Below are 12,379 nucleotides of genomic sequence, written 5' to 3'. Positions count from 1 at the left end.
TCCTGTTACGGTTAAAACCATCTCCCCATTGAGTTAGACAGAATGGTCAGCCATGTCCAATTTAGCCCTTTTATGCCAACATGCGCAGTCGTTAATCAACGACGCACAGTGCGATAACTTTCCCACTTTACTGATCGATCTGTTCAAAGCGATGGTGCCTCTCGATGACGCCTCCATCATCATTTATCCGGATCGAGCCATGCCCTACTGTGAATATCTGGAGTCTCCCTCTGAAGGAGGAAGCCTCCACATGGATCAGTTTATGAAGGCCAGCTTTTTATTGGATCCGTTTTATCTGGCCTCCATGGAAAAGCGTTTTGGTTTTTTTCAGCTGTCGGATCTGGCCCCGCCGGGGTTTCAGCACAGCGAATATTACAATTCCTGGTATCGCCTTTCGGGACTGCATGATGAATGCGGCTATATTGTCGATACCGGTAGCGGAGATTTCGTCAACATCTCTCTGGGGCGAACGGATAATCCGGAGAAGTTCAGCCAGCAGGAACTGCGAGTACTAAGGGATATTGAGCCATTGATCACCACGCTGGTTCAGCGGCGAGGACACCTGGTCAAAGCCAGAAACCCCCACACCCAAGACAACAACTTGCGACAGCACCTGCAATCGGCCCTGGATGGTTTTGGGAAAAGCCTGCTCACCGAGCGAGAATCACAAGTGGTGTATTACATCCTGCACGGGTTGAGTACCCGCGCCGCCGCTGAAAAGCTGTCCATTGCCGCTGACACCGTCAAACTGCACCGCCGACACGCCTACGCCAAACTTGAAGTCAAATCTCAAGCCGAGCTGTTCTACTTGTTTTTGGATTCGGTCATGAGTGTGGACAACTATGAAGAAGGCGACGTCCTGGCCACCTACCTGAGCTTGCGCACCAGCGCCTGAGCGGCTCGCCACCTCACCGGCCAAGCTTTGACTTTTTAAATTGCTTATTTCGAACAGGCGCAAGTCAAACAACAGGCTCCCCGGCAACCCCGGCGCTGAGCAACAACCTATTCTGAACAACAATCCATTCTGAACAACAATCTGTTCTTGTCAGGCGTGCCCGACAAGAACAGCGTTACAAACAGGCTTCGTATTCCAGCGTCGACACATGGCGGTTAAACTCATCCAGCTCTTGCTGCTTGATGCTGCCAAACACCGTTTGGAATTCTTCTCCGAAATAATCCCTGATAAAAGCGGACGACAGAAATCGCTGCTGGGCTTCTGGCCAGTAGGCTGGCAACAAGTCCGCGTCCTGAGCATAGCCATTGCCGGTAACCGGCTCTGGAGCCTCCAGCTGACGCTCAATCCCGAGCAACATGCCCCCCAAAATTGCCGCAACCACCAAATAGGGGTTGGCGTCGGCACCGGCGACACGATGTTCGATTCGTGTGGCCTGAGGCGCGTCCGCAGGCACCCGGATGGCCACCGTGCGGTTTTCATACCCCCAGGTGGCACTCAACGGCGCGTGGGAAGATTTCTGGAATCGGCGGTAAGAGTTCAGGTGTGGAGCAAACAACAGCATCGCATCGCTCATGGACTGCAGACAACCGGCGATGGCCTGCCTTAACAGCGGCGTTCCCAGCTCCGTACCGTCATTGAACACGTTGTCACCTTCGGCATTGAGCAAACTGCAATGCACGTGCATACCGTTACCCGGTGCATCCCCAAAGGGCTTGGCCATAAAGGACGCTCGATAACCGTGCTGTCGGGCAACCCCTTTAATCAATCGCTTCAACATCACCGCCTGATCCGCTGCCTTTAACGCGTCGGCCTGATGATACAAATTGATTTCATATTGAGAGGGGCCGGCCTCCTTGATCAGGGTATCGACGGGCAACCCCTGCTGCCGGCACGCGTCGTTGATCGCATGCATCACGTCCGAGGCTTCCTGCATCGCCTCAATCCCATAGGTGTTTCCGGCGATCACCTGAGCACCGGGGGTTTGATCCGTCAGTTGAGGCGTCCCCTCGGCCAGCGACTCTGCAAATAAATTAAACTCAATTTCGCAAGCCAGCACCGCCGTCAAACCCAGATCACTCAAACGGCGAACCAATGTGTCCAACAAATGACGGCCATCAAAGCCACACATCTGGCCATCCACCTGCCGCAGAGACATTAAGACCTGCCCCGTCGATCGATCCAGCCAGGGGACTTCTGCGAGCGTGGCCAGATCCAACAGGGCAATGCCGTCAGCATCCCCACTGTCAAACACACAGGCCTCTGAATCCCGCCCCCAGACATCGAATGCCAAGGTGCTTAAGGGCAGCTTCAACTTGCCCTGCAGGGCTTTACTCAATTTGGAGGGTGCCAGCCACTTGCCACGCAAATTGCCATTCAGGTCAGGCAGCAGCACTTCAAACAGCTCCATGTCTGGATGACTGTCCAAAAAATGTTTTACGGTGTCCATTGCTTGTTGTTTCGATGACTCTTTTTTCAGGGCATTTTTTTGCAAGGTCGTTTTCTGCAAGGTAGTTTTCTGTAAGGTACCAGTTTGAACGCTATCTTCGGGCACGGTTTGAACCTCAGCCATGCACAGGGGAGCGTGCAGCCCCCCCATACTTTTAATTGATCAACCGGTGTCAAACTTGATCCCCGGTTGACGTTTTCTGCCTACGAGACGATGTGCACCTTTGAATTAAAAGTGCATGTCCACCGTCACACCAATGGTTCTTGGCTTGGAAGGCCACACCAGGGTGTTCACCAGACCAAAACCACCAGTGTCGTCGCCATCGGCGTTTTCCCAGCCCCGCTCAAAGTATTCTTCATTGAACAGGTTGGTGGCCCACAGAGTCACGGACCAGTCACTGTTGCTTTCATAGCCAATGCGCGCGTCCACTTGATCCCAGGCATCGACCTTGGCCAGCTCGTAATTACCGGTACCACCGAACATCTCATCCTGATAACTGTACTGCAGGGTGTAGAAAATGTTGCCGCTGCTCACAGGCTGATTGTAGGTGGCGATCAGGGAAGCCGTATATTCCGGAGCCATCGGCAACATGTTGCCCTTGGAGCCATCGCCTTCTTCAATTTCTTCGGTAATCTCGGTGTCCTGCCAGGAGAGTGCGCCGCGGAATTCCCAGTGATCACCCGGTGTCCAGTGCGCATCCACCTCAACCCCCTGGGCCTCGGCTTCACCCAGGTTTTTCACCAACTGCGAGCCATTTTCAAAAACGATCAATTGCAGGTCGGTGTATTCGTAAGTGTAATACGCGGCGTTCAGACGCAGGCTGCCGTCCAGCAGGGAGGTTTTCGCACCCACCTCATAGCTCTTGGTCTCTTCGGGATCAAACGCCAGAGGGATACCCTCTTCCAGCTGACCGCCGAACTCATAAGTGCCATCATTGGCAATACCAAAGGTCGAGTAACCCCCGGTTTTGTAGCCCTTGGCCGCATTGAAGTACAGACTCACCTGCTCACTCAGATCCAGATTCAACGCAAAGCGCGGCGTGAATTCACTCCAGCTGTCGTCGTCCTGCACAAAACCGTCGGTGTAGAACTCCCAGTTAAAGGTATTGCCCAAAGCACCGCCACCGTCGAGCACCTGAACCTTCATGTCCTTTTTGTCCATGGTGTAGCGACCGCCGAGGGTCATGGTCAACATATCGGTGAGCCGCCAGGTCAAATCGCCGTACACCGACCAGCCTTCGTTTTTCAGCTCATTGATGTTGATTTCAGACTTGTTGGCCAACACATCGGCCTGATCAATCGGGTCGCCCCAGTACTCTTCAAACTCCGGCGTCGCACAGCCGGAAGCGATAACACCTTCATCGGTTTCCAGAATCGCTGCGCACAGCGCATCTTCGTCGTAGGAATTGGTGAAAGTTGCGTCGACGTCTTCGCGATAAACGCTGGCACCCACAAACCAGGAAATGGCCGTACCGGCATCGTAATTCAGACGGAACTCCTGACTGATGTAATCGACTTCCTGCTCCTGACCGTAATTGTTGGCCTTGGTGCCGCGACCGTCGTAATCTTCCAGGTAATCAAAATCGTAGGTTTTGTACGCGGTAATCGACTCAAGGCTGTAAGCGTCCGAAATGTCCCACATGATATTGGCTTGCAGGCTGAAAATTTCACCGCGGTCGTAGCCATCAGTGCTCAAATCGCTGTTCACCTTGGTTTCCGACAGGCCGTTGCGCGGCGTCCAGTAAACGGAGGGCGCCTGATCGCGATCTTCGTAAGTCATGCGGAAGACTGCATCCACAGAGTCACCGGAATAGCCCAGAGCCATGCGCGTGGACGTGACTTCTTTTTCGCCCAATTCTTTACCGTCGTAGACGTTATCCAGCCAGCCATCGGCCTGGGTCCAGTAGGCTGAACCGCGGAATGCCCAGCGCTCTGAAATCGGCAGGTTGACAGTACCAACCAGCTCGATTTCACCGTATTCCGCCACCGTGGCACTCACATCGGCTTCAAATTCATCCGAGGGCTTATTGGTCAGGATATTGATCCCGCCCGCAATGGCGTTGCGCCCGAAAAGGGTGCTTTGCGGGCCTTTAACCACCTCAGCTCTGGCCAGATCATAAAACGCCATCTGTACGCCGCCGTTGCGCCCCGCCCAGACACCGTCCTGAAAAATCGCCACGGAGGGGTCACCGCCGATACCAAAATCGTTGGTGCCAATGCCCCGGATGGCCATGGCATCAATAAAGCTGTCTTCCGTTTTACCACTGAAACCGGGGGTCAGGTCCACCAGGCCACGAACATCGCCCACGCCCATTTTCGCCAGTGCCTCACCCTCAAACGCGGAGACCGCCACCGGCACGTCTTGCAAGGACTGCTCCCGTTTCTGCACCGTCACGATGACTTCTTCAATGGTGGCCGCCAGCAGTGACGGAGTGAAAACCGATAATCCGATGGCCGATGCCATCAATGGTGCTCTTAAATATGACCCTTTCATGCGTTGTTCCTCATCATTTTTTTGTAAGCTGTGTCTTTTGCAAGCTTTATCTATTTGAAAGTGCGGCGTTTTGAAGTACTGCTTGATCAACCGCGGTGTCGCCTCTCTTCTGAACATACGCTACTGCTACGCCAACCTTATTTTTGCTCTGGAGCGCTTTCAGACAGTAAGCCCTAACTCTAAAACCCAACCCCTCAAGAAAACATACCCCCAAGGTGTTGGTTTCCAACAACCCACTCGCAAATGATCAAGTTCTTCAAAAAACCTACACCTTTGGGTTAAACCAATTTCCCGGCGGCTGTGCCAAACTGCTACCCATACTGATAACAACCGGCTGATTGATTGGCCGCATTACCAGGCCTATTAACTGACATTTCGGGAGATTCGTTATGAGCCCAGCACACCCAACGTCCTACTGGCAAGACCTCGACAAAGCCCATCACCTGCACCCTTTTACGGATTTTCAGCAATACCGGAAAACCGGCGGGCGAATCTTTAACAAGGCTGAGCATATTTATATTTATGACACCGATGGCAATGAAATCCTGGACGGCATGTCCGGCCTGTGGTGCTGCAATCTGGGTTACAGTCAGCCAGAAATTACCAACGCCATCAGCGAGCAATTGCAGCAACTGCCCTTTTACAACAACTTTTTTAACTGCTCGAACCAGCCCGCCGTCGAACTGGCCAATGCGCTGGTGGACGTGACGCCAAAACAATTTAATCAGGTGTTTTTTACCAACAGCGGGTCGGAAGCCAACGACACCAACATCAAGCTGGTGCACCGCTATTACGACCTGATTGGCAAGCCAGAGAAAAAACTGTTCATCAGTCGCAACAATGCCTATCACGGCAGCACCGTGGCGGCAGGTTCTCTGGGTGGCATGAGCGGTATGCACAAGCAGTACACCGGGCTTAACTATGTACACCACATTCAGCAGCCCCATTGGTTTGCTGAGGGTGCCGGTCAGGACAAGGAAAGCTTTGGTCTTCAGGCGGCCAGAGAACTGGAGCGCAAAATCGACGAACTGGGCGAGGAAAACGTCGCCGCGTTCATCGCCGAACCCGTGCAGGGTGCCGGCGGCGTGATTGTGCCTCCCGCCTCTTACTGGCCTGAAATCCAGCGCATTTGCCGGGAAAGAGATATTCTGCTGATCAGTGATGAGGTGATTTGCGGTTTTGGCCGCACCGGAAACTGGTTTGGCTGTGAAACGTTCGGCTTTGAACCCGATCTGATGACGTTTGCCAAGGCCGTCACGAATGGCTTCCAGCCGTTGGGCGGAGTGATGGTCGGCAACAAGGTGGCCGATGTGCTGACCGCCGGTGGCGGCGAGTTTGCCCATGGTCTCACCTATTCTGGCCACCCGGCAGCCTGCGCTGCTGGCATAGCAACATTAAAGGTACTCCGCGACAATCAAATCATCGAAACTGCCGCTCAAGACGTCATGCCTTACTTTCAGGCCCAACTGCAAACACTGGTAGATCATCCAATTGTAGGCGAAGTTCGCGGACAAGGCATGTTCGCGGCCCTGGAGCTGGTAAAAGACAAGAGCAGCCATGAACGACTGGCACCCGACTCTGCCGGTGCCATTCACTGTCGCGACAAGGCGATTCAGAATGGCCTGATGGTAAGAGCTGTGGGCGATGCCATCGTGACGGCCCCGCCGATCATCTGCAACCGCCGGGATGTCGACACGCTGATCGACCGGCTGAGCCGTGCCCTGGATACCACCGCCGCTCATTTCAATATCCGCTGATACTGAAATGGGCCTGTGGAGGCCTCACTGACAATAAAGACATTGGCCAGAAAATCACTCTGGCCAGCTTAAGGTGGAAGCACGTTGCTCTATTGGTCACTGTTCCCTTGGCCAACGTTCCACCGCAACAACCGGGTTAGGGTGAAGGTTCGATGAATACAACGGTTCAACATCGCAAAACACTGGGCCAAAAGGACATGGTCCTGTTTACGGTCTCCGCCATCTTGCTGCTCGACACACTGGCAGCGGCGGCCTCGGTGGGAGCCTCGGCAATCACCTGGTGGCTATTACTCAGCGTCATCTTTCTCGTGCCATTTGCCTTGATTTGTGCCGAAATGGGCTGCGCCTACCCGGAGCAAGGCGGCATCTACGCGTGGGTCCGGGACGCCTATGGCCGCCGCTGGGCCTCTCGCGCCACCTGGTGCTACTGGGTCAATACCGCCGTCTGGGTGCCCGCTATCTACATTTTATTTGCGGGTATTTACAAGCAGCTGTTTAACCCCGATTTATCGCTGGTCGGGCAGATAGGCATTGGTATTGGCCTGACCTGGGTCGCGGTCTTCGTGAACGTCATTACCCTCAATGTCGGCAAATGGATTCCCAACCTCGGCGCCATCCTCAAGGTGGTTATTTTCCTGGCCATCGTTGTCGGTGCGATGATCTATATCCAGGATCACGGCATGGCCAATCCCCTGACGCTGAAAACGCTCACGCCAGACTGGAGTCACAGCCTGCAATACATCCCCGCCATCATCTACGGCATGCTGGGATTCGAGCTGGTCAGCGCCGGCAGTGATGAGATGAAAAACCCGGCGCGGGATGTGCCGCGCTCGATCCTGATATCCGGCATCATCATTATTACCCTCTATGTCCTGGGCACCAGCGCGGTGCTGGCAGCCTTACCGGCGGCCGACATCAATCTGGTGGAAGGGTTAATGGATACCCTCAATCTGTTCTTTGGCGAAACGGCCGGCGGACAGGCTCTGGCCCTGGGCCTTGGGGTAGCGGCCCTGTTCACCTTCTTCTCGAATGGCGTAACCTGGGCGATGGGTTGTAACCGCGCCGCCGCCGAGGCGGCCATTGAAGGCGAGCTACCGGCGCTCTTCGGGCTGGAAAGCAAGACCCGTGGAACGCCCATTGGCGCCGCCGTTCTGATGGGCATAGTCAGCACGCTGACCCTGAGCCTGTACGGCTTTATGGCGGGCTCCAATGAAGACCTGTTCTGGTCCTTGTTTGCCTTCAGCGCGGTGATTTTTTTGCTGCCTTATCAAGGCATGCTGCTGGCCTTTTTAAAAATGCGCACCATCGATGCCGATCACCACCGTCCCTACAAGATTCCTGGCGGGATGGGGGTTGCCAAGCTGGTCACCTATGTTTGCATGACAGTACTGGGGCTGACCATTGTGCTGTTTTTGTATACCCCCGGTGAAGGCATGCAATGGCCGGTGTTGGCAGGCGTTGTCGTCACACTGATTATCGGTGAGCTGGTGATCCGGAGCGCAGAATCGCACAAAAAAGCTGCCGCCGCCGCGGCGATATAGCCTAGCGAGCTCTCATTCAAAGAGCACCTGACAGCCTCATACCGCATCACAGAAAGTGACCTGGCCTTTGCTCAGGTCACTTCTCTGCGGCCTTTTCCTGTGTCCGCCCATCAATTCAGCCTCTCCCACTCTACTCAGCGAGCAAGTACGCTATAATCCGGCGCTTGATTCGTGCCGTTTTCATTGGGAGCAACCCTACATGTCCGACCAGCCGCAGCGCATCCAATTGGAATTGGACCAGCAGATTGCAACCCTTACCCTCAACATCCCCGAGCGCCACAACGCCCTGGCAAACGAAGATGTGCAGTCCATCATCGCCCACCTGAACACCGTCACCGCCAGTCGCGACATTCGGGTACTGATCATTACCGGCAATGGCGAAAAAACCTTTTGCGCCGGTGCCGCCCTGGATCAAATGGGCTCCGGCGCCTTGAATGGCGATGTGTTTGCCACCATGACGGATAAGGTCGCGGGCCTCGCGATACCCACCATTTGTGCTTTTAATGGCAGTGCCTATGGCGGCGGATCGGAGTTGGGGCTCGCCTGTGATTTCCGCATCGGCGTGAACGGCATGCGTGTCTTTGTCCCACCGGCCCGCATTGGGCTCTGCTACCCCGTCAACGGTATCGAACGTTTTGTCAGTGTGCTGGGCATCAATATGGCCAAGCGCATGCTGCTGGCCAGTGAAGAATTTGAGGCGCCGCAATTGTTGGCTCAGGGCTACCTGACCCATCTGGTGGATAAAACACAGCTAACGCCAACGGCAAGGGAGTTGGCAGAGAGAATCGCGAACTATGCCCCACTGGCGCTTCAGGCCATGAAGGACATCGCCAATCAAGCGGCCCGCGGCCAGCTGAATCGGGCGCAGGCGCAGGCGTTGCACGACGCCTGCAACGCGTCACAGGACCTGCAAGAAGGCTTTGCCTCCGTGCAGGAAAAGCGCCGCCCTGTGTTCAAAGGACACTGATTAAATTCAGCGAAACGGAGCCCGTAACCGCGGTGAACGCTGTAAGCCCGAACAACACCACTGCCTTAGGCTAGCCGGCATTTCGCTCCAGCGCCCACTGATAGAGCACTTTTTTCTTGAGCCCGGTAATGTCTGCCCCCAACTGGCTGGCCTGCTTCACCGACAGGTCTTGGAGCAGGATGGTCATGACCCGTTCGGCCTCGGCATCCAGCCCCTGATCCTGGGCCTTGGGCTTGCCGCGTACCATCACCACCATCTCGCCTTTGCGCTGATTGGGGTCACCGGCCACAAACTCCACCAACTGCGTTAACGTGCCGCCCTTGATGGTTTCAAAGGTTTTGGTGATTTCCCGGGCCATGACCGCTTCGCGCTCGGCACCAAACACCGTGGCCATATCCTTTAAGCAGTCCTGAATACGGTGAGGGGCCTCATAAAAAATCAGCGTGCGCTCTTCCGCCGCCAGCGGCTGCAAGCGATTGAGACGCTGTCCGCTCTTGGGCGGCAAAAAGCCCTCAAACGAAAACCGGTCCGAAGGCAAGCCCGACGCGCTCAGGGCCGCCACCATTGCGCAGGCACCGGGAACCGGCACCACCCGGATACCTTCTTGCCGGGCGCGACGAACCAGACGGTACCCCGGGTCGGACACCAGCGGCGTTCCGGCATCGGAGATCAAGCCAATGGATGCCCCGGCCTTCATGCGCTGAATGAGGGCTTCTACCTGTTTTTCATCGGTGTGGTCATGATAGGCAACCAGCGGCGTGGAAATGTGAAAATGGTCCAGCAATCGCGCACTATGACGGGTATCCTCCGCTGCGATAACATCAACGGTTTGTAGAACCTCAACCGCTCGCGGTACCATATCGCCCAAGTTACCAATGGGGGTCGCAACGACGTAGAGTGCTTGCTCCGTCATAGTGAATTCTCTGTTAATGTTGAATGTGTTTAATGACTAATCATTAAGGCTGAAGAGCATGCGTTTAATCAGTAATATCGGACGACTTTCGCTCGTCGGCCTCGTCGCCCTCGGGCTGTATGGTTGTGGCGGCTCAACCCCCACCATCGATCAACCGGCAGGCAGTGCCTACGTTGATATCGATGTCAGCGCGGTGCTGGCTCAGGCCAAAGCCAGTCCATCGCCACAAAAAGAATATCTGTTGCTGCAGGTGGCCCGTCAATACAATCACGACGGCAAATACCTGCAGGCGTATCATCTGCTAACGTCGATTGACCCGGACATTCTGGACGAAGAGCACTTTGCCGCCTACAGCATGATTTTCAGTGACACGGCCCTGGGGGATGACTCCTACTTCCTTGCCCAGCGCATTCTAACCAACCCGCGCCTGAACCAACAGTGGCAATCGTTTCCGGTTGAGACCAAAATCGCCTTTTTGCAGCGCCGTGCCGATGTGTTTTTGCTGCTGGGGAATGCCAATGCCAGTATTTATGAGCGCATAGCGCTTGACCCGCTGCTCACCGAAGTCAACCAGCAAAACGCCAATCAGGATCAATTGTGGTCGGCGTTAATGACCATGTCCGAGGCTGAATTGCAGCACTATAGCCAAGGACTTGCAGGGGTGAAAACCGGTGCGCTGGATGCCTCTCAGAAGCTCGGAACCCAGCCTCAGCCATTTCGGGAAGAAACGTCATTGAACGCTGATGGCTCTTTTTCAGCTGAGGGCTCTTCTTCAGCTGATGGCTCTGATTACACTGACGGTTCTGAGAACGCAGAAGACCTGGAAGCCAACCCAGATGAGCGGTCTCTGCCCCCCATCATCAGTCCAAACCTCACCAAGGCACAGCAGCAGGTGCTGCGCGGTTGGTACAGCCTGGCGCTGGTCAGCAAAAACAATCAGTCCAATCTGGAGCGGCAGCTGGACAACATCAATCAGTGGAGCGATCAATGGCCCGGGCACCCTGCCAGCCTCAGACTGCCGAAAGATCTGCAACTGCTGCAGCAACTGATCGCTGAACGCCCCTCTCAAGTTGCGTTGCTGATGCCACAGCAAGGCCCGCTCGGCAAAGCCGGACAGGCGGTGCGCGACGGTTTTATGGCGGCTTACTATGATGCCATGTCGCAATCCAGTCAGATACCGCGCCTGAAAATATACGACACCGCTGAAGGCAACATCATCGACATCTACAATCAAGCGGTGATTGACGGGGCCGAGCTCATCATTGGGCCACTGGACAAAGACAAGGTCACAGAGCTGAGCTACCACGAAGCACTGCCCGTACCGACGCTGGCGGCGAATTACAGCGAGTTGAGCTCTGAACCGCCCCTCGGTCTGTATCAATTTGGCTTGTCCGCCGACGATGAAGTTCATCAGATTGCCCAGCGCGCCTGGCTCGAGGGGCATCGCTACGCCATGATCCTCACCACCCAGGCCAATTGGGGGCAGCGCATCGCCGAAGCCTTCCGTAACTCCTGGCAAGAGCTGGGCGGTATTGTCATCAACGAAAGCCAGTACTCCGGTAAGGGAGATTACTCCAGCGTCATCCGCCAGGCCATGAACATCGACCGCAGTCAGGCGCGAGCCAGCCAATTGCGCTCCGTCATAGGACACCTTGGGAAAATCGAATTTGAACCCCGCCGCCGTCACGACGCGGACATGCTGTTCCTGGTTGCCCAGCCTACCGATGCCCGCCAGATCAAACCCACACTGGCCTTCCACTACGCCAGCGACCTGCCCGTCTACGCCACCAGCCAGATTTACAGTGGTTATGTAGACACCAAAAACGATCGCGATTTAAACGGCATTGTATTCTCCACCCTGCCCTGGTTCTTCGACCAAAACAGTCCGGAGAAAGCCAGCATCAAACAAGCGGCCAATCCGTCACCGTCCTATCAGCGCCTATACGCACTGGGGGTTGATGCTTTTAAGCTTTACCCAAGGCTTAAGCAACTGGAGCAATCACCCTACACGCGCCTCTATGGCGTAACCGGCTCCCTCAGCCTCAATCCGCAGCGACAAATTGAACGTGAGCAGGTTTGGGCGCAGATGGTCAATGGACGTGCCAGACACTTGCCTGGCGTGATTGCACACACCGAATAACCTCCCAAACCTTCTCACGAAGGCGGGAAAGCGGGAAAGCGGGAAAGCAGGAAGGATGAGTGGGCTCGCTTAAACTTGATCCCGGCCCAATACCACTGTAAAAATGGCTGTTTAGGGCTTGAAGCAGGACTTAAATTAGAACTTGAGCCCAATCCGAAGGGGCTCA

At 55.2% G+C, this 12,379-nt stretch carries 8 protein-coding genes; 5 read left to right on the top strand and 3 right to left on the bottom strand.

What is annotated here, in order from left to right; genetic code table 11:
• Nucleotides 1–52 precede the first annotated feature (52 nt).
• Complete coding sequence (locus G8770_RS05890) at nt 53–895, top strand: helix-turn-helix transcriptional regulator (RefSeq protein WP_167183166.1); 843 nt, start codon at nt 53–55, stop codon at nt 893–895.
• A 175-nt stretch (nt 896–1,070) separates the two neighbouring features.
• Here the strand turns inward: G8770_RS05890 and G8770_RS05885 are convergent, their stop codons facing one another.
• Together G8770_RS05885 and G8770_RS05880 are read right to left on the bottom strand one after the other, a co-directional pair.
• Entirely contained in the window at nt 1,071–2,507 is a 1,437-nt protein-coding gene (locus tag G8770_RS05885) for a type I glutamate--ammonia ligase (RefSeq protein WP_208022070.1), read from the bottom strand.
• A 123-nt stretch (nt 2,508–2,630) separates the two neighbouring features.
• Nucleotides 2,631–4,895, bottom strand: coding sequence for a TonB-dependent receptor (locus G8770_RS05880; RefSeq protein WP_167183163.1), 2,265 nt, complete (start codon nt 4,893–4,895; stop codon nt 2,631–2,633).
• A gap of 389 nt (nt 4,896–5,284) precedes the next feature.
• On the opposite strand from G8770_RS05880, the gene G8770_RS05875 reads away from it, so the two are divergent.
• From G8770_RS05875 to G8770_RS05865, 3 genes are all read left to right on the top strand, one after another.
• Entirely contained in the window at nt 5,285–6,652 is a 1,368-nt protein-coding gene (locus G8770_RS05875) for an aminotransferase (RefSeq protein WP_167183160.1), read from the top strand.
• 152 nt (nt 6,653–6,804) lie between these two features.
• Nucleotides 6,805–8,193, top strand: a complete 1,389-nt coding sequence (locus G8770_RS05870) for an APC family permease (RefSeq protein ID WP_167183157.1) — start codon at nt 6,805–6,807, stop codon at nt 8,191–8,193.
• A gap of 199 nt (nt 8,194–8,392) precedes the next feature.
• Nucleotides 8,393–9,160 carry an enoyl-CoA hydratase/isomerase family protein gene (locus G8770_RS05865; protein WP_167183154.1) on the top strand — a complete coding sequence of 256 codons (768 nt, stop codon included), beginning with the start codon at nt 8,393–8,395 and terminating at the stop codon, nt 9,158–9,160.
• A 70-nt stretch (nt 9,161–9,230) separates the two neighbouring features.
• On the opposite strand, the gene rsmI is transcribed toward G8770_RS05865, so the two are convergent.
• Nucleotides 9,231–10,073: a 16S rRNA (cytidine(1402)-2'-O)-methyltransferase gene (gene rsmI / locus G8770_RS05860; RefSeq protein ID WP_167183151.1), complete on the bottom strand. Its 843-nt coding sequence runs from the start codon at nt 10,071–10,073 to the stop codon at nt 9,231–9,233.
• Nucleotides 10,074–10,131: 58 nt separating this feature from the next.
• Between rsmI and G8770_RS05855 the strand changes: the two genes are divergently transcribed.
• Nucleotides 10,132–12,213, top strand: a complete 2,082-nt coding sequence (locus G8770_RS05855; protein WP_167183148.1) for a penicillin-binding protein activator — start codon at nt 10,132–10,134, stop codon at nt 12,211–12,213.
• Nucleotides 12,214–12,379: the final 166 nt, after the last annotated feature.

The sequence above is a fragment of the Pseudomaricurvus hydrocarbonicus genome (assembly GCF_011602365.1).
Taxonomy (GTDB): Bacteria; Pseudomonadota; Gammaproteobacteria; order Pseudomonadales; family Cellvibrionaceae; genus Pseudomaricurvus; species Pseudomaricurvus hydrocarbonicus.
The sequence above is the reverse complement of the archived record's forward strand: the minus strand, read 5'-3'. Positions and strand labels throughout refer to the sequence as shown.

Excerpts from the sequence above, each read along its gene's own strand:
- G8770_RS05890 (WP_167183166.1), top strand. The coding sequence starts at position 53 with ATGTCCAATTTAGCCCTTTTATGCCAACATGCGCAGTCGTTAATCAAC.
- G8770_RS05880 (WP_167183163.1), bottom strand. The coding sequence starts at position 4,895 with ATGAAAGGGTCATATTTAAGAGCACCATTGATGGCATCGGCCATCGGA.
- G8770_RS05875 (WP_167183160.1), top strand. The coding sequence starts at position 5,285 with ATGAGCCCAGCACACCCAACGTCCTACTGGCAAGACCTCGACAAAGCC.
- G8770_RS05870 (WP_167183157.1), top strand. The coding sequence starts at position 6,805 with ATGAATACAACGGTTCAACATCGCAAAACACTGGGCCAAAAGGACATG.
- G8770_RS05865 (WP_167183154.1), top strand. The coding sequence starts at position 8,393 with ATGTCCGACCAGCCGCAGCGCATCCAATTGGAATTGGACCAGCAGATT.
- rsmI (WP_167183151.1), bottom strand. The coding sequence starts at position 10,073 with ATGACGGAGCAAGCACTCTACGTCGTTGCGACCCCCATTGGTAACTTG.
- G8770_RS05855 (WP_167183148.1), top strand. The coding sequence starts at position 10,132 with ATGCGTTTAATCAGTAATATCGGACGACTTTCGCTCGTCGGCCTCGTC.